General features: G+C 28.4%; 21 protein-coding genes and 1 CRISPR repeat array. Of the genes, 3 read left to right on the plus strand and 18 right to left on the minus strand.

Features of this window, described 5'->3' with window-relative positions:
* Position 1: 1 nt before the first annotated feature.
* The 12 genes from ETP70_RS02290 to ETP70_RS02345 all read right to left on the minus strand — a co-directional run bounded on the left by ETP70_RS02290 (position 2) and on the right by ETP70_RS02345 (position 10,762).
* Positions 2–247 carry a hypothetical protein gene (locus tag ETP70_RS02290; protein ID WP_151899655.1) on the minus strand — a complete coding sequence of 82 codons (246 nt, stop codon included), beginning with the start codon at positions 245–247 and terminating at the stop codon, positions 2–4.
* An 11-nt stretch (positions 248–258) separates the two neighbouring features.
* Positions 259–483, minus strand: a complete 225-nt coding sequence (locus tag ETP70_RS02295) for a hypothetical protein (RefSeq protein WP_151899656.1) — start codon at positions 481–483, stop codon at positions 259–261.
* Complete coding sequence (locus tag ETP70_RS02300; RefSeq protein WP_151899657.1) at positions 476–709, minus strand: hypothetical protein; 234 nt, start codon at positions 707–709, stop codon at positions 476–478. The genes ETP70_RS02295 and ETP70_RS02300 overlap by 8 nt, the downstream gene beginning before the upstream one ends.
* 335 nt (positions 710–1,044) lie before the next feature.
* Entirely contained in the window at positions 1,045–2,031 is a 987-nt protein-coding gene (locus ETP70_RS02305; protein ID WP_151899658.1) for a DNA-processing protein DprA, read from the minus strand.
* Positions 2,028–2,630, minus strand: coding sequence for an amidophosphoribosyltransferase (locus tag ETP70_RS02310; protein ID WP_151899659.1), 603 nt, complete (start codon positions 2,628–2,630; stop codon positions 2,028–2,030). The genes ETP70_RS02305 and ETP70_RS02310 overlap by 4 nt, the downstream gene beginning before the upstream one ends.
* On the minus strand, positions 2,623–3,243 hold the full coding sequence (locus ETP70_RS02315) for an HAD hydrolase-like protein (RefSeq protein ID WP_188110028.1): 621 nt from the start codon (positions 3,241–3,243) through the stop codon (positions 2,623–2,625). The genes ETP70_RS02310 and ETP70_RS02315 overlap by 8 nt, the downstream gene beginning before the upstream one ends.
* Positions 3,244–3,636: 393 nt before the next feature.
* Entirely contained in the window at positions 3,637–7,317 is a 3,681-nt protein-coding gene (locus tag ETP70_RS02320) for a tetratricopeptide repeat protein (RefSeq protein WP_151899661.1), read from the minus strand.
* A gap of 63 nt (positions 7,318–7,380) precedes the next feature.
* A complete protein-coding gene (locus ETP70_RS02325; RefSeq protein WP_151899662.1) occupies positions 7,381–8,256 on the minus strand; it encodes a hypothetical protein in 876 nt (291 codons plus the stop codon).
* Between the two features lie 26 nt (positions 8,257–8,282).
* The gene (locus ETP70_RS02330) at positions 8,283–8,558 is read right to left on the minus strand and encodes a hypothetical protein (RefSeq protein WP_151899663.1); all 276 of its coding nucleotides are present in this window, start codon (positions 8,556–8,558) and stop codon (positions 8,283–8,285) included.
* Positions 8,542–8,775: a hypothetical protein gene (locus ETP70_RS02335; RefSeq protein WP_151899664.1), complete on the minus strand. Its 234-nt coding sequence runs from the start codon at positions 8,773–8,775 to the stop codon at positions 8,542–8,544. The genes ETP70_RS02330 and ETP70_RS02335 overlap by 17 nt, the downstream gene beginning before the upstream one ends.
* A 23-nt stretch (positions 8,776–8,798) precedes the next feature.
* The gene (locus ETP70_RS02340; RefSeq protein WP_151899665.1) at positions 8,799–10,076 is read right to left on the minus strand and encodes a S1 family peptidase; all 1,278 of its coding nucleotides are present in this window, start codon (positions 10,074–10,076) and stop codon (positions 8,799–8,801) included.
* Positions 10,073–10,762, minus strand: coding sequence for a DUF4145 domain-containing protein (locus tag ETP70_RS02345; protein WP_188110029.1), 690 nt, complete (start codon positions 10,760–10,762; stop codon positions 10,073–10,075). The genes ETP70_RS02340 and ETP70_RS02345 overlap by 4 nt, the downstream gene beginning before the upstream one ends.
* Before the next feature lie 273 nt (positions 10,763–11,035).
* Between ETP70_RS02345 and ETP70_RS02350 the strand changes: the two genes are divergently transcribed.
* Genes ETP70_RS02350 through ETP70_RS02360 form a run of 3 tightly spaced genes read left to right on the plus strand, consistent with a single transcriptional unit; the run spans position 11,036 to position 11,992 of the window.
* Complete coding sequence (locus ETP70_RS02350; RefSeq protein ID WP_151899667.1) at positions 11,036–11,260, plus strand: hypothetical protein; 225 nt, start codon at positions 11,036–11,038, stop codon at positions 11,258–11,260.
* A gap of 59 nt (positions 11,261–11,319) precedes the next feature.
* Positions 11,320–11,592, plus strand: coding sequence for a hypothetical protein (locus ETP70_RS02355; protein ID WP_151899668.1), 273 nt, complete (start codon positions 11,320–11,322; stop codon positions 11,590–11,592).
* A gap of 34 nt (positions 11,593–11,626) precedes the next feature.
* On the plus strand, positions 11,627–11,992 hold the full coding sequence (locus ETP70_RS02360) for a hypothetical protein (protein ID WP_151899669.1): 366 nt from the start codon (positions 11,627–11,629) through the stop codon (positions 11,990–11,992).
* A 45-nt stretch (positions 11,993–12,037) separates the two neighbouring features.
* Here the strand turns inward: ETP70_RS02360 and ETP70_RS02365 are convergent, their stop codons facing one another.
* The 6 genes from ETP70_RS02365 to cas2 (ETP70_RS02390) form a co-directional block, all read right to left on the minus strand.
* Entirely contained in the window at positions 12,038–13,156 is a 1,119-nt protein-coding gene (locus ETP70_RS02365; protein ID WP_151899670.1) for a Fic family protein, read from the minus strand.
* Positions 13,157–13,267: 111 nt separating this feature from the next.
* A CRISPR array of direct repeats spans positions 13,268–14,303; the repeat unit is 36 nt; unit sequence GTTTCAATCCCCTTAAAATCGGGTCAATGTTGTAAT.
* 109 nt (positions 14,304–14,412) lie between these two features.
* Positions 14,413–14,790: a hypothetical protein gene (locus ETP70_RS02370; protein ID WP_151899671.1), complete on the minus strand. Its 378-nt coding sequence runs from the start codon at positions 14,788–14,790 to the stop codon at positions 14,413–14,415.
* A complete protein-coding gene (cas2, locus tag ETP70_RS02375) occupies positions 14,787–15,071 on the minus strand; it encodes a CRISPR-associated endonuclease Cas2 (protein ID WP_151899672.1) in 285 nt (94 codons plus the stop codon). The genes ETP70_RS02370 and cas2 (ETP70_RS02375) overlap by 4 nt, the downstream gene beginning before the upstream one ends.
* Positions 15,058–15,291, minus strand: coding sequence for a hypothetical protein (locus ETP70_RS02380; protein WP_151899673.1), 234 nt, complete (start codon positions 15,289–15,291; stop codon positions 15,058–15,060). Before ETP70_RS02380 ends, cas2 (ETP70_RS02375) begins: the two co-directional genes overlap by 14 nt.
* Positions 15,269–16,153: a CRISPR-associated endonuclease Cas1 gene (gene cas1 / locus ETP70_RS02385; RefSeq protein WP_151899674.1), complete on the minus strand. Its 885-nt coding sequence runs from the start codon at positions 16,151–16,153 to the stop codon at positions 15,269–15,271. The genes ETP70_RS02380 and cas1 overlap by 23 nt, the downstream gene beginning before the upstream one ends.
* Entirely contained in the window at positions 16,150–16,419 is a 270-nt protein-coding gene (gene cas2, locus ETP70_RS02390) for a CRISPR-associated endonuclease Cas2 (protein WP_151899675.1), read from the minus strand. Before cas2 (ETP70_RS02390) ends, cas1 begins: the two co-directional genes overlap by 4 nt.

Raw genomic sequence — 16,419 nt, forward strand, 5'->3', positions numbered from 1 at the left:
CTCACACCCCCGCTATCAATGAAATAGCCACAGCAAATGCAGCTCCCACACCAAAACCTTTGAGGGATGTCTGCATATCTTTTACCTGAGCTGCTACAAGTGTCTCTATATCCTCATCACTCACTTCATCAATCTCGATCCCTTTTTCTTGAAGCTTGTTTTCTACTTCCATATAGGCTTTTTCTCGCAGAAGTGTCTCTAAACTCTTTTTCCCTTTGCTATAAAGTTTTTGTGTTTTTTCCAGCATTGCCAACTCCTTTATATACCAGTAACTAGGCTAATCAAAATTCCAATTCCAATCCCAGCACCCACTTTTTTGCTGTCACTTTTTAGAATTTTTATCTCATCGGCTATAAGCTCTTTAAACTCTTCTTCATCTAATAAAGTATAGTCAACTCCCTGCTTTTGAAGTTTTTTGATGATATTTTGGCGAGCAAACTTTTTGATTTCTTTGTCAAAGGTTTGTTTCGTTTGATTAAACATGAGCTTCTCCTTTTGGAACAATGGTGATGAGCGTATTTGCTCTATAGATTGCTTTGTAGTTTTCAAATCCGGGAAGAACAAATGGTTTTGCATAGGATGAAACCACAACATTTTGAAGCAGTTTTTCCAAGTATCTCATAGAAAAATTTACATCTCTGTATGTATAAGTGGATTTTCGCATGACTCTTTCTAAAAACCGTTGTGCTGCGTGTACTGTAACTTTCATCTGCTATCCTTTTTGTTTTTGATAGTAGCAGTATATGAAATGTTATGGTCGTATTATGTCTAGATAACCATTTTATTTCTAAGAAAATGTTTTTCATATGTGAAGAGTAAAAATATAAAATCAGTATTCAATTTTGAAGTTTTTTCTAGTGTAGATTTTTTTACTTTTTATAACTCTGCTAACAGGGTTAAAACCCCAAGTTATTCTTTTTTTTACTTTTGATATTTTTACTGTAGTTTTCATGAATTATCCCTATAAATATTTTAGAAATGATATGAAATTATTTGGACTTATTTTGTCTTAACATAAAGTTTTTACTTTAAGAATAAACATCACTAATCAAATCCAGGTAACTTTCCATCTATAAAGGATTGTTTGTTTTTTATATCACCAATAATTTTTTCTAAATTTTTATTTGTCAAAATCATAGTACTGCTATTCTCTTTTATTAACTGCCTGTTTAAATCAAACATAGGGTTGTTGTTGTCAATATTGTCATTATACATAACAGCACATGTAATATTGTATTTTTTTGCATCTCCCATGGCTAATCTAGCGCCACTGTCTAGTTTTTGATTATGTATGTTCCATCGACTTGCTGAATCTTGTGCATAACTTGCAATTAAAATTATTGTATCGCAAAATAGAGCTTGTAATCTATCTCTTTCTTTGTATCTACTGCTTAATTCGTTTCTGCTTTTAAAATCTTCGTAATATTCAGAGATTAAAAGACCACCTTCTTCTAAAATTTCGTATGCCAAAGCTTTATTTTTTGCAGGTAGTATATTATTAAGAGGGCTTGGCAAAATTGCAATGGTTTTACCACCTTTTATAGCCTCTTGATGAGCAATACTATCACAACCAAAGGCTAATCCACTAACAATTGTAATATCATGTTTTATAATTTCTTGAACTATTTTTCTTTCTCTTTGTTCAATTTCCTCGTCTGGATTAAGTAGTCCAATTACTGTTATATTGTTATTTTCAATATGTAGTAAATCAATATCACCTTTATAAAAGAGAAAAATTGGCTGTTCACTTTCTTTTACAGTTCCTCTGTATTTTGGAAAATTTTTATCTCCCATAGCTATTAAACCATCACAGCTATCTTCTAAAGTTGACAGTTTTTTTAATATTTGATTTTTATTAAACTCAAAATCATCAATAGTAACTTCTTCCACTTGTTTTGATTTAGTATTTAATAATGAAACTATTGTCTCTACACTTTCCTTTCCTTTTAAATTTTTAACAATCCAAGCTCTACCGATACCTTTATATGTTATTGTTGTTAAGATGTTTACTGCGTTTTGTGTATATATCATTTTGTTTTTCCTATTGCATAAAATATTACTGATTTTGCACCATTATCTAATAATGCCTGTATAGCATCTTCATCTATATTTACACTTTTTGTATAAATATCATCAATAAGTAAAATATATTTACCTTTTACATCTTTTGAAATATTACATGTATCTTTTGTAATACCAGGATATGGCATACTCCCATTTCCTGCAAATTCAGCTCCTTTTTTAGAATGAGCCAGATGAGTTGTTTTTGTATCAGTATGTCGTATTATATAATCTGAACCATCGTTAAACCCCAGTTCTTTTATAAGCATCTTTACAACTCCTTTAAAAAAAAGTTGCTCAAGGCTATAACTGTTTTGAGCTTTTGATCTTGGAACAACACACACAGTAAATTCTCTATCAAAGTTAGATAAATCTTCTTTAAGGGCATTATATAATTTAGTTGCTGCATTATGCAACTTTTCCTTTGGATAACTATTAAAAGTATTTTTCAAATCATTTAAATAGTCTGGATTACCGGGGTTTCCATATCTTACATAGTCTGTATGAAAATAACCTTGAATAGTATGTTTTAAATACTCACTATTAGCATAAATTTTAAATTTATTCATAACTTCTTTCCCCTTTTGTTTTAAAGTTGATAATATTTGTAGACGGTATATTTAAGAGCATAGCCTTTGTTATCTCATCTTTGGTATCTTCAAAAACTACCACATCATTTGGTTGCGCATTTAAATCATCTAAAATATATTTATATTTATTATTTTCTACACTTGTATAATTTTCCTTATAATATTTCTCATAAAAAATATCAGATAAACTATGATGTTTTAAAAGTAAATTTGCTTTTCGTTTATGGCTGTTGGTAGCTAAAATAATTTTATTTGTTTTTGCAAACTGTTTTATCACCTCCACAATAGCAATATTTAGTTTTGTATTTTGTAAATATTTATAAAATACATTGGTTTTTATTTCTATAATTCTTTTGAATTCTTTGGCAGTTAAATTTGGAATAATTACACGAAGTTTTTCTCTTGTAAATCTCTCATCACTTTGATACAACAAGTCTAAATCTATATTTTTAACTTGTTTTACAGCTTCTTTATAGGCTAGAAAATTTGCTTCATCTGTATCAATCAAAGTGCCATCTAAATCAAAAAGCAGATGTATTTGAGAAGAAATTTTGTCGTTTTTTAATTTCTGTAGCTGTCGGGTAGTTGTCATAATCATTCCTCGTATCTTTTTGATTAGAAATGATATGAAACTATGTGGACTTATTTTGTCCATTCTAAATATTTTTTAATTTCAAATTCAAATTTTATTTTTTTATAATCCACTTGAAATCATATGGTCTTGGATATTGTAACTTTGTAAAAAATTTGTCACTCTTTCATTAATGTGCAATTAATGTCTATACTTTAATTAATCATTCCTCCTATTAGATTAAAGTTCTTATTCAATTTAACTTGCGGTATTTGCTTAAAATGAAATTTCTTTTTCGAAATTTTTGGAACAGTGTCAGTAACTATATCTGCTAACTTAAATACATTTAGGTTACTGTTGCTTTTGAAAGCATCTATTACACTGTATGTAAATACACCATGACCTTTATAGCCTTCAAGAGCAACTTGATACAATGTAGTTTATCTTTGCACTATCATGAGCAAGTCTATTTTTAGTAGCTTCATCATATATACTATCTATTGCTGCACCACTTTTACAAGTATCTAACATCACTAAGTATTTATTAGTATAAATTTTGGAAAAGTTGTTTTTGAGAAAATCTATAGATATTTTGCTACTAATTTTATATGGTATTAGTTGATATTTACCATCTTTATAAGTTCCATGTCCTGCTATATAAAGAAGAAAGGTATCACCATATTTTATCTTTTTAGAAATCTCATCAAAAGTGTTTGTCAATGCTTCCTTTGAAACATTGCTGTCATATAGATTGTATTTATGGATATGATTGAAAGAATTTTTATTCTTAGCAAGATAACTTTCTTGTATAGCTTCTGCATCTTTGACAGAATATTTTAAATCATACTCACTCTTTTCATAGTTGCTGATTGCAATAGTTAGAAAGTATAACTCTCCTTTTTGTTCAGATGCATCTGTTTTTACATTTTGAGAAGAGTATGTTTTTATTTGATTATTTATAATATAGTTAGCAACTATTTTTAAAATTTTGCTGGAGTTTGCTATATTTTTATCTTTGTCATATGCTTTAAATGAAATGGTATTTGTGCCTGGATCTAAAGTTAATACACTCCTATAGATTTTACAGCTTTTATTTTTTAATTTAATTTTTTTAATGCTAAAACCTCGACTGCTTGGTGGGTTTATCGCTTGTCCATTAATAAGCAGTTTCGGATCAGCTATACCATTACCAGCATCACATATCTGGTATGTGAGTTCGACATCTTTATCATTGAGCATATTGTGTTGCAGTAAGCTTAATTTAGGAGGCTTAATATTAAGAAGAACAGATTTTACATCCATTGGAATAGTAACTTTTTTACCTGCAAGTATTTTTTTGATAAGATCTGGGCGGTAAAACTTATCGAATAGTCTATCATTTACTACAATACGAGCTTCTTTATATAAGCCTTGGTTTTGATGATATTTTAATAAGTCTTTACCTTTGCCGTCATAGGTGAATAATCCTTCAGGAGTATACATAATCCAGTCATTGTTATTTTTTATGTAGAGAGAAGCAAGAGGTTTTACAATTTTTCTTTTTTGTAATCCTTCAATCATTACAAACTTTTTAATTTCTTTTGAAGTAGGCATATAACCAAAATAATAGTTTGATGATTTTCCAAAATATTTATCTTGATCTTTAATTACTGATTTTATAAGAGATTTAGCATTTCCATATTTAAAACTATCTAATTTAACTGGAAGATTTGAGAGTCCTTCTAAATTTACATTAAATATATTAATTATATTATTTGTTCCAAATGTATAAAGATAGCCATTTTTATAATATGCATCTTTCTGAAAATCATTAATATTTGTAAGTTGACATAACAAATTACCGTTAATGTTAAAAATGAATTGATATTCAATATTTTTTGTTGCGATAAAAATATATTTATTATTCAATATCTTATAATATTTACAACCAAGATACAGCAAATTAATTTTCGACATAAGTTTATTTTTTTGATTATAAATCTTTAAAATACCCTTATTGTGTTCGAATTTTATATGCAACTTTTTATTTGATTTTTTTGATGTACTAGCATTTTTATATTCACTTAAAGAAAGTGCATCCATATCAAAATTATATTTATTTTGTGCACATTGAATAAAAAGCATATTCTTTTCTGTATAAATATTTTGAATATTCTCTTTATTATGCCTGTTTTTTAAATAAATTTGTTTACATGTACTCTCAGATAAGTTGTTTATCTTTTGAAAAGTAACTTGATTGTTAAATTTTTGCTTTTTTATTCTTTTGCGTTCTTTTACAGAAAAAGTATATAATAGATCATAATCTGTCAAAACATAAATAAAGTAATCATTTTTCTCAAATTTTATTTTAACATTTGAAATAAAACCAGAAAAAGCATAAGGATTAAAATATTCTTGAGTGCGATTTTTATCAATTGGGTTTATATACAATCCCCGTTCATCAAACATTACTATCACTTTGCCATCTTCACTTTTTCTAAAATGTCCTTCTCCAAGTCCTTTATGCCTGATTACATTTATAAGTTTTGAATTCTTAAGATCAAATATATCAATAATATTAATAGACTCACCAAGTTTTTTTACTGTTAATAATAAATTCTTTTTTTTATCATATAGCAGATCACTTATTGCACCTTTAAAGCCATCTCCAATATAGCCATGAAATTTTCGAGTAAATGATTTTTTCTCCTTATCATACATAAGCACTGATTTGTTTCCTGTTGGAAAAAAACAATAATTTTTATCTTCTATAAATTTATTTTCATGCAATAGAGGAATATCTAAAATTGGAAATATATTTTGATGAAGCACATCTTTGTTTGTTATATTTTTTATTTCTTCAAAAAAACTAGTTTTGCTTAAATCAAGATAGCCTTTTTTATGCCATTTTACTGCTTGTTTAAAATCGCCTTTTTCTAAATAAAGATCCGTTAAAACATATGGGTTATTAGAAGCTAATTTAAAATACTGAATTGCTTTATCAATATTGCGTGGTCTGTTAATACCAGAATAATAAGCGCCCAACACATTGTAACATTGAGACAATTGAATACTTTTAGGTTCTGTTTTTAGCATTTTTTTAGCAATTTTATACGCATGTTCTTCGTCACCTAGCTTCAAATAACAATCAGCTAAGTCACATTTATTTATTGTAGTATTTAGTTCAATTGCTTGTTTATAATATTTCTTCGCAAGAATGTATTTATTTTCTATAGAATACACAGATGCCAATAATGCATAAGCCTTTTTATCTCCAATATCAATAGCTTTCTTATAGTATTTCTCTGCAAGGCTATATTTTTGTTGTGCGAGATATATAGCTCCTAATGTAAAATTATAGTAGGGTTGATAATAACCTAATTCAATAGCTTTTTTATAATATTTCTCTGCAAGATTATATTTATGTTGTCCAAAGTATACAGTTCCTAATAATTCATAAGCCTTTTTATCCCCAATATCAATAGCTTTCTTATAGTATTTCTCTGCAAGACTATCTTTTTGTTGTGTGAGATATATAGTTCCTAATTCTATATAAACTTCTTTATAACCACTTTCAATTGCTTTTTCATAATAAAATCTTGCTTTTTCATAATTATTAAGATTTATTAAATACACTCTTCCTATATTGTAAAATCCAGCTCCTTTATTTATACCATTTTTAAGAGCCTTAGCATAATATTTAATTGCATCCTTGTAATCTTGTAAGTTAAAACGATATAAATCTCCAAGGTTGGCATACGCCTGAGCTTTATTTTCGCCATTAACTGCTTGCATAAAATATTCCTCAGCTTTTTTATAATCCTTGAGTGTATATTGATATAATTGTCCGAGACTTATGCAAGCTTTCATATTATTTTGTTTTAAAGCTTCTTTGTAATAAATAATTGCTTTTGAAATATTTTTGTCGACACCTAAACCATTTAAGTAAGCTCCTGCTAAATAATATTGTGACTCATTATTTTCTGGAAAATTTTGAAATATTTCTATAGCTTTCTTGTATTGTTTCTTTTTATATAAGTTTATAGCTTCACCTATAGTTTGAGCAAAGAGAAGTGAAGACAATAAAATCAATAGATATAAATAATTTTTTTTCATTTTATTTCTGTCATTTTTGATTTAATTATAAAATAAATTATAGTCAAATTTTGTCTATGCATTTTATTTTCTTCTTGTATTTTGTCTTATAGAGACAATAAGTTGATATATCAAGTAAGCAATAGATACTTTATATATCAATACTGAAAGTGGAAAATGTGAATTTTCTGATATTTGTGAAAATTGATAAAATATTTTACTTACACAAAGGAGTTGATAATCATTTGTTACAATACCATAACAAGCATAATTGATAATATTGAATATTAAAAAGACAATGAATTTATTGATTTTTTTTGACTCCATTAATACTATTGATTCAATAAATACAATTATTGAAGAAATACTTAAAAGGCTATACAACATTAACTGATTACCACCACTGCAACCACTGTAGTATTTTTGCTTAAAACCTGAATAAAGAAATGTTAAACTTAGTATCCAGAATAAAACAAGCATCCAATCTTGTGAATGATTGGATGAAATTTTATGAATTTTAAAAACTATCCAATCTAATGGATTTTCATTGAATTTTAATTTTTCTTCCATCTTTTGCATTTCTAAAACATAAAACTTATTTGCCTCTATTATATTTTTTTGCTGTTCAAAAGAATTTTTTATAATTCTTGCAGTTTCTCTATTCTTAACACTACATTGTATGCCTAAGAAATTGGCAAACTCTTTAAATGATATACTTGTTAAATCCAAAGGTTCTTTTATTTTCACGTCTGTAAAATTTACAAAACTTAAAAATATAGAGCTTTGTAATAAAAGTTCATTGAAAGATTTTTTTTGCAATATTACTTGATTCTCAAAGGTCGAAAATTCTAACAATAGATTTTTACTCTTTATGCTCTTATTGTTTGAATAATTAAAAACCCCTTTAATATAACAATTGTTTAAACAAAGATGTTTTGAAAAATCTTCTTGTATATACATATTGTGAAATTCACAATTTTTAAATTCTAATTTTTTAATATTTTGTAAATCATATTTTTTTCATTGATTTTAAGGATATTAACTTCTTTTTTTAAATTTTTTTGATCATCTGAAATATAATATTGCAAAAATATTTTATCATCATATAAAGATAAGAATTCAATATCATAAAAATTGATTTCTTGAAATGTTATAGTATTCTCTTTACAAGTTACAAACCCTTCTTCTTTATTATCTACTTCAATAATTCTATTTTCAATATTTAAAACATCATCCCATGTTACTTTAAAGCTGTTTTTCATCTATTTTGATAACCTCAAACTCTTTTTGTAACTCTCTGTCCTCAATATTTTCTATGAATTTTTTACACTCCTTTATTGTGCCAACCTTATATACTTCAACAATTTCATTTTCAATACAGAATCTTTCTTCATATGTTTGAAGTTCAAGTTTTTGTATAGTCTCTTTCATATACAAATTTAATCGATTATGATCTTTTAACTTCACATAATATTGCATTTTTCTCATCCTCTACAACTTTTTTAATAACTAGTTATCCTCTCATATGAACCATCTTCATCGGTATCATACGCTATTATATCCCATTTCCCATCACCATTTACATCTTTCATCATAGCATCAGGCTTACCATTTCCATTTCTATCAATCTTCGCAAAACGGGCATTTTTATAAAGCCCTTTTTGTATTATATACTTAGTGTAAGTAGATAACGGTTTTCTTTTAATAACAACACTCTCTTTAGCTTTTAAAAAATGTTTTATATCGGCAATCGATATTCCGAAGTTCAAATTTTGCCCACTTAGGTCAGAACCGGCAACAATTCCTAATAATTCCAACTTATCATTTATAATTGGTCCTCCTGAATTTCCTCGATTGGAAGTCATAGAGTAGTGCAAGGCATAATCGACTTTATAAGTTATCCACATATAATTTTTAATGATTTTATTAAGCATTCCATATTCAAAAGCAAAGAAATATTTGTGAGGATGTCCCATTGTATAAATATCTATCCCTTTTTTTATCTCTTTTATATTTCCAAATTTTAAAAAACTAAACTTATAATTTTTTTGTACACTTTTTGGCATTTCCAATAGTGCCAAATCTCTTATCATCTCCACTTTTAATACTTTTGCTTTATAATAATTGTTTTTTGCTGGATTATCGCCTATTTCAGGTTTTAAAGCAATATAAATATTTTTTTGGTCAGGTGCTACTACATGATAATTTGTTAGAATATTATTTCCATGATTAATAATTACACCAGTTCCAATATGACCATCAGAAGAAACGACAACTGTTGATGACTCCAATTTTGGAATGATAATGTTAACCTCTTTATATCCCCTGTTATTAGAAATAACTTTACTTTCATCTATATAAATTCTTTTTGTAAAATAAGGTATTATAGGTACTTTTGAGCTGTTATGATCGATTGATACAGTATCTGGATTGGTAACAAAAGAAAATTTTTGTGTTTGAGATTTTGTTTTAAATTGAAAATTTAGAACACCTTTTTGGTTATCAATTTCCATATATTCATCTTTTGCAGGAAAGTATAGTGGCGTATCTTTAACAAGTTTAGCTACTTTCAATAATTTCGGTTTGTTGTGTGTATAAGATAAGATGTTAACTTTTTGATCGCGATTTGAAAGAAGTTGAAACTGAATCATATTTTTTTCAAATAAAATGTCTTTGTTTTCAATTCTTATTTTATTGCTTTGAAATAATGAATACGCGGTAATTTGCACATTTGCATACATATAGCTTGACATTAGTAAAAGCAGATAGACAATTTTCATGATTCAAATCCTTGTAAGAATTTTTGTGAATGTAATTCATTTAGCAAAGTAACCAATATACTAAGAACTAGCAGTGCATCTTTTGAATTGAATTTAATTGGTTTTTTTATACTCGGATGTGCTGCACGATTTCCAAAAGCTTTTATAGTATGTGCATAACCGTTTGTCTGTGGATTTAAAAATTTCTTTCTATATAAAACATACATCATTTCACCCAAGGTCTCTTCTTGTATGTTATTATTCAAACAGATAGATAGTAAAACTTTTTCTAACACTGCGCGAGAACTAAATAGTATATAACTTATATCTTTATCAATTTTCTCATCTAGATGCTCGAGGGTAAGCTCTGGAGATAAAATCTCTTTATATTTTATCAGTTCATTTTCAATATTATTATATATGTTTATCTTTGATTGCTGCTTTTGCGCTTTTTCAATTTGAATTTTTTCATTTAGTTTTTCATCTATTGCTCGACTTCTTTCTCTGTATGTAAACAACATAGAGAGCGCAATGGAGTATATGATTAAAAACAGCACCAAGTAATTATTTTTTTCAGAAAAAAAAGAAGACGTTTCTGGTTGTAGCTTAACATTAATATCTGGAAAATCATAAACGCTTAATTCCTGATTATCACCATCATAGCTATTCTCTTGAAATTTGGATTTAGAAGTAACTTCATGTTGCACAGGCACATTGTCAATATATGTATAAATAACCACAAAAGAAAGTATTAAAAAAATTATTGTTCCAATAAAAACAAAAGGGTTCGAAAAACTAAATCGCATCAACAACTCCAAATAAAATATATTCTATTCTATCTAACATGTACTAAAATCAAACTAACTATTTCAAATAAAATACAATTAAATGGATAGTAAACTTATTTTTATTTCTTATAAACATTATATGTCCATACATTCAATTATACTTGTCAATATAAATCAACATGAGGATTTAAATTGTCTAATTTTTTACATTTGAATAATTATATAGCATTATTAGCAGAAAACCATCTGCTAAGAAAATTAAATTTACAAGATATTTACAGAGCAGATATTGAACAAACAAAATACAAAGAATATCTACTTATGGAAACTCAAATACTAAAAAATAAACTTATACAAATGAGTGCATTCTATATTGCTTCTATTGCTTTTTCGGTAATGTTGATAATTATTTTATAGTCATTATATGTCCATAGAATTCTATATCATTCTCTTAACACAACACACAAAGGATGAAAATGAAAGTCACAGTACATGCAGGACAAAGATTTTTAGAAAGAGTTATGAATAAAGAGCGATTCAGTTATATTGATATTGATTTTGCAATGAGATATCTTGTAAAGCTACTTAAAGATGTTGTTCCAATAGGAAGTGCCACAAGTTTCGTGCTACCTTGTTTTGAGCAGTATAGAGCTATCTGCATTGAAGGTCGTATTGTCACAATCATTCCAAAAGACAGAGCTTCATATAATGATAAAAAGTCTAAATATAGACAATATATGTCTATTTAATACTTTATACTTTTACAAATATCAGGAGGATGACATGATTTATTACAACTGTGAAACCAAAAACGAACTTTGGGAGAATGATTATTTGGATTGTAAATCATCATATGTAGAATATGTTAACAGTGAAGAAAAATTTCATGCTGAAGTATATGAATATGTTCAGTTAATGAAACAAGAAGGTATTCATACTATTGTAAACATGAACAAATACCTTACTCGCAATAATTTATGGAATCGTTTTCCAACTATTAGAAGAAAAAATACTTATTCTAATGGTTTTAGCGCAATTGGAGTAGATAAAAAAGCTTACACCGCAATAGCGAATCTGTATAAAACTAAAGATGAAATTAAATCGAGCCTCATACAACAAAGTAGAATCGACAATAACGGCTTAATGTAAAATACGGGTGCTTAAATCATAGCTTTTTATGCTAAGCAATCAAAACTATACAACAATAACATACCGAACATTCCGTCCAGCACTGTTTTCTACCTGTCTTATGCAACTTAGCCGTACCAATTCTGCTATATCTCTTGAGGCTGTTGGTGTTGTTGTATCTGCTATTTTTGTGTACTTTTTGGTGCTTAGATAACCTTTGAAATTATCTACACCTATGTCGAGTATAAAATTCAAAACTTTTATCTGTCTTGCATTGAGTTTGTCATTTTTGTGTTTATCCCAAAAGGCTGTTTTTTGGGTGATGTGCTTGAGTTTTGACTGTGCATCATCAAGTGCATTTAAAATAGTTTTTAAAAACCACTCACACCAGTATGTGACATCAAGATGTTTATCGCTTTTTACTACATAGCCTGTTGTGTGTTCGAGTGCATTGTAGTATCTTTTTCTATCGTCATTTATAGCTGTTGAGATGGAGTACAGTTTTAGCGAATTTGATTTTTCAACATTCGATAAAACCATATCGCTCAATGCTCTTGCTATCCTGCCGTTTCCATCATCAAAGGGATGGATTATTACAAACCACAGATGTGCTATGGCTGCTTTTATGATGCTAGGTTTTGTTTCATTAAACCATTGTAAAAAAGCATACATTTCATCTTCTAGTCTCTCCCTCGGTGGTGCTTCGTAGTATATCGTCTCATGTCCTGCAAAACCTGATACTATCTGCATAGTCTCATCCCCTCTAAAAGAAGCTACATTTATAGGGTATATCCCGCTCGCACTATTTACAAAGAGTCCATTATGCCATGCAAAAAGCCGTTGTAATGTTAAAGGTTTGTCATAGTTTGTGTGTGTATCTACTATGAGATCTATAAGGTTTTGGGTAGATGGATCGGTTTGTTTATGATGAAAACCAAATTTTTTATTTACAGAAGATTTTACACTGCTTCTGTTTAATATCTCCCCCTCTATGGCACTTGTGTTTATCGCTTCATTTTCCAGGGCTTCCATCTGATTTTGCACGATACTCTCTTTTGACACAAGCTCACTCATAGCACTCAAGTAGCCCAGTTTTTGAGATATTTGCTCTGCTAACGGATTTAGTTTTTCAAAGTCATAACTAAAGTGAGGATACCCATCTTGTTGCCAAATCCATTTTTTCATTATCTACCCTTGAGGTGATTAGTTTTTATAATCATATCATATTTGATGTGATTATGCTAATTTTTTATAAATTTCTGAATCAGATTTCCTAGCTAGCTACTATTCAGTCAGGTTTCAATCCCCTTGAAATCGGGTCAATGTTGTAATGATGGTAAAACATATTCAGTAGCTAAAAGCAACGGGTTTCAATCCCCTTAAAATCGGGTCAATGTTGTAATGATGGTAAAACATATTCAGTAGCTAAAAGCAACGGGTTTCAATCCCCTTAAAATCGGGTCAATGTTGTAATTAGTAGAAATACTACACCATATCAAGGTTATCAAGTTTCAATCCCCTTAAAATCGGGTCAATGTTGTAATCTGTATACGGAGAAAGAAGATGACAATAATTAAACAGTTTCAATCCCCTTAAAATCGGGTCAATGTTGTAATTGGAGCATCTGCTTGAAAGTATAGATTAGTAGAGTTTCAATCCCCTTAAAATCGGGTCAATGTTGTAATAGTAAAGTGCGGTAGTAGCGCTCATACGGCTACTGGTTTCAATCCCCTTAAAATCGGGTCAATGTTGTAATAAAAGTAGCGGGTGAAATGCCTACAAATGGTTCTGAGTTTCAATCCCCTTAAAATCGGGTCAATGTTGTAATAGAGATTACACAACTAGTAACATCTATTACAGGGTGTTTCAATCCCCTTAAAATCGGGTCAATGTTGTAATAATAGAATAGAATAGAATAGAATAATAAATAAAATAGTTTCAATCCCCTTAAAATCGGGTCAATGTTGTAATCTATGACTTATACGATAGTTATAGCAAGTCTATTAAGTTTCAATCCCCTTAAAATCGGGTCAATGTTGTAATTACTCTTATATATACTGCTACTGTTCATAGTATCACGTTTCAATCCCCTTAAAATCGGGTCAATGTTGTAATTGGAATGCATACTTAGCTAAAGGTACTAAAGGTAGTTTCAATCCCCTTAAAATCGGGTCAATGTTGTAATCGCTTGAAACGCTCTGCAGTAGAATTTGAGCTATACTGTTTCAATCCCCTTAAAATCGGGTCAATGTTGTAATTTGAGTGAAGTTCGTGCATATATGACTAGCCGTTAATTGTTTCAATCCCCTTAAAATCGGGTCAATGTTGTAATCTATCAAAGCCCCAATAAACAGGGCTTTTATTTCTTAAAAAAAACTTTTATAAAAAATAACAATAATATTTCAAAAAACTATGTTTTGCGAGTATTTATTATATCCAAATTATGCTGAATGTTTGTTGTTTTTTTCCATATTGTAAGCATATTTGTATACCATATAGGCTTCACTTCTTGAAAGCAATTTCAAATCTTTTTTATCATATAATAAGCCTTTAAAGTCAATACCTATATTTTTGCCATTATATTCAAAAGTAGGATAAATTTTGTTCACAACATCTGCTTTCATTTTTTTTCTAAATCTATCTATAAAATCATAAAATTCTTTATTGCTACTTTTATGTATTTGTTGTTTATATACAGTTTTTTGCTCTTTTAGCATACTTTTTATCTCTTTTAATTCTATTAAAATTTGTTCTGCCCATTTTGGAATTTCTTCAGATTCACCACTAAATATAGTATCAATTTGTTCATATATATTCATAAATCATTCTTTATTATATTTGGCTGTTTAAGGTTTATAGCACTTTTTAGATTCAAAGATGAGCTTTTATCAACTTTGTATATTCTTACATCATCATACTCTTCATCTATAATTTCTTCTAAAATTTTAGCAATCTCTTTAATCTCGTTTGTTGTTGTATCCATAAGATAAAAAATGGACTTTTGTATGCGAATTGAAACTTTTTCTAAAACTTTTGCAACTTTTGCTAATCTTTTGGAATCTGCTATATCATAACAGACAAGAGCATTAAATTTCTTCATATAGTTTCACCTCTCCTAAAAGATTGCCATATCTATCGATGAAAAATACCTTGAAAATAGATGAAAGTTTTAAACATTCAGATATAGAGATATTTAACAGTTTATTGATATATAAACTTTTTATGTATCTATATGCTATGACATTATCATCCACTATCATATAGTTTTGCTTTACATGTAACTTTGTTTTCGAGTTTTTAATTACAATTATTTGTTTCATTTATCATCTTTTTTAAATTGGCTATTTCATTATCTAATTTTGGTTTAAGAGTATCTACAAGTTCAACAAACTCGCTCCAAACTTTTTTTCTACCCTCATATTTTAGATAAACTCCACCCTTTTTTGTAAAATCTTCCAGTGTTAAGGTATTATGTTTAAAAACAGATAGAACAGCTTGATTTATTGCTGAACGAAAAAGTTCCAATATATCTGAAGATAGAGCATTGTGTGAACGAAATGGAGTGTGCAAATACCCCATAGCAGGCTCAAAACCATAACTGAGCAGTTTTACTGTAATAATGTTGTAGTAGAGTGAATACCAATATGACATCAAAGCATTTACAGGGTCTTGTGGTGGTTTTTTACTTCGTTTGCCTTTATGATATTCACGAGGTAATATGTTAAAAAATTCTTGAAAATATAACCTTGCAAATGAACCTTCAATACCCATTATCGCATCTATTTGAGTTGCATTTTTTAACTGTTCTAACTGAAATGTTATATCTACATTCTTCACACCATTTACTTCTAGTTGCTCTTTATGGGAAATAAGTTTTTGTGTTATAAAATATCTTGCAAGCTCTATTTTTTTATCAAGTGAATTATATTGAGCTAATTTTATATCACCGTTTTTTGTATTTGCACTGCTTGTGAGACTGAAGCTATCATTATTGTATGAGATTATGAGTATAGATATATTTTCTTTCGTTAATTTTAGTATATCTTTTGTATGGAGTGTTGCTCGATGATTGAGTATGAGTATATCCATAAATCTAAAAGGGATGGTTTGTTCTTCAAATTTTATAGCATTGTTTTGGATTTGAAGTGTTATGTCTTTTTTATCTATTATGGCTATTTTCATAGTATGATGACTCCATTTTTTTCAAATGCTACCTGTTTTGCTTTACCAAGCAGTATGGTTTTATTTGCAACTTTTACTATGTTTACCTTGTCTTCATCTTCTAAAATATCCTCTAGCTCTTTTATGAGTGAAGTCATTAGAGATTTATCTAGTGGTGCTTCCAAGGCTGATTTCTGACCACCAAGTGCATATGAGTATGCAATTTTTTTAATTTTTGGTAATCGTTTTTTGTCAAATATATCATATATTATGAGAAAATTTTGCAT

Source organism: Sulfurimonas hydrogeniphila (assembly GCF_009068765.1).
GTDB classification, from domain to species: domain Bacteria; phylum Campylobacterota; class Campylobacteria; order Campylobacterales; family Sulfurimonadaceae; genus Sulfurimonas; species Sulfurimonas hydrogeniphila.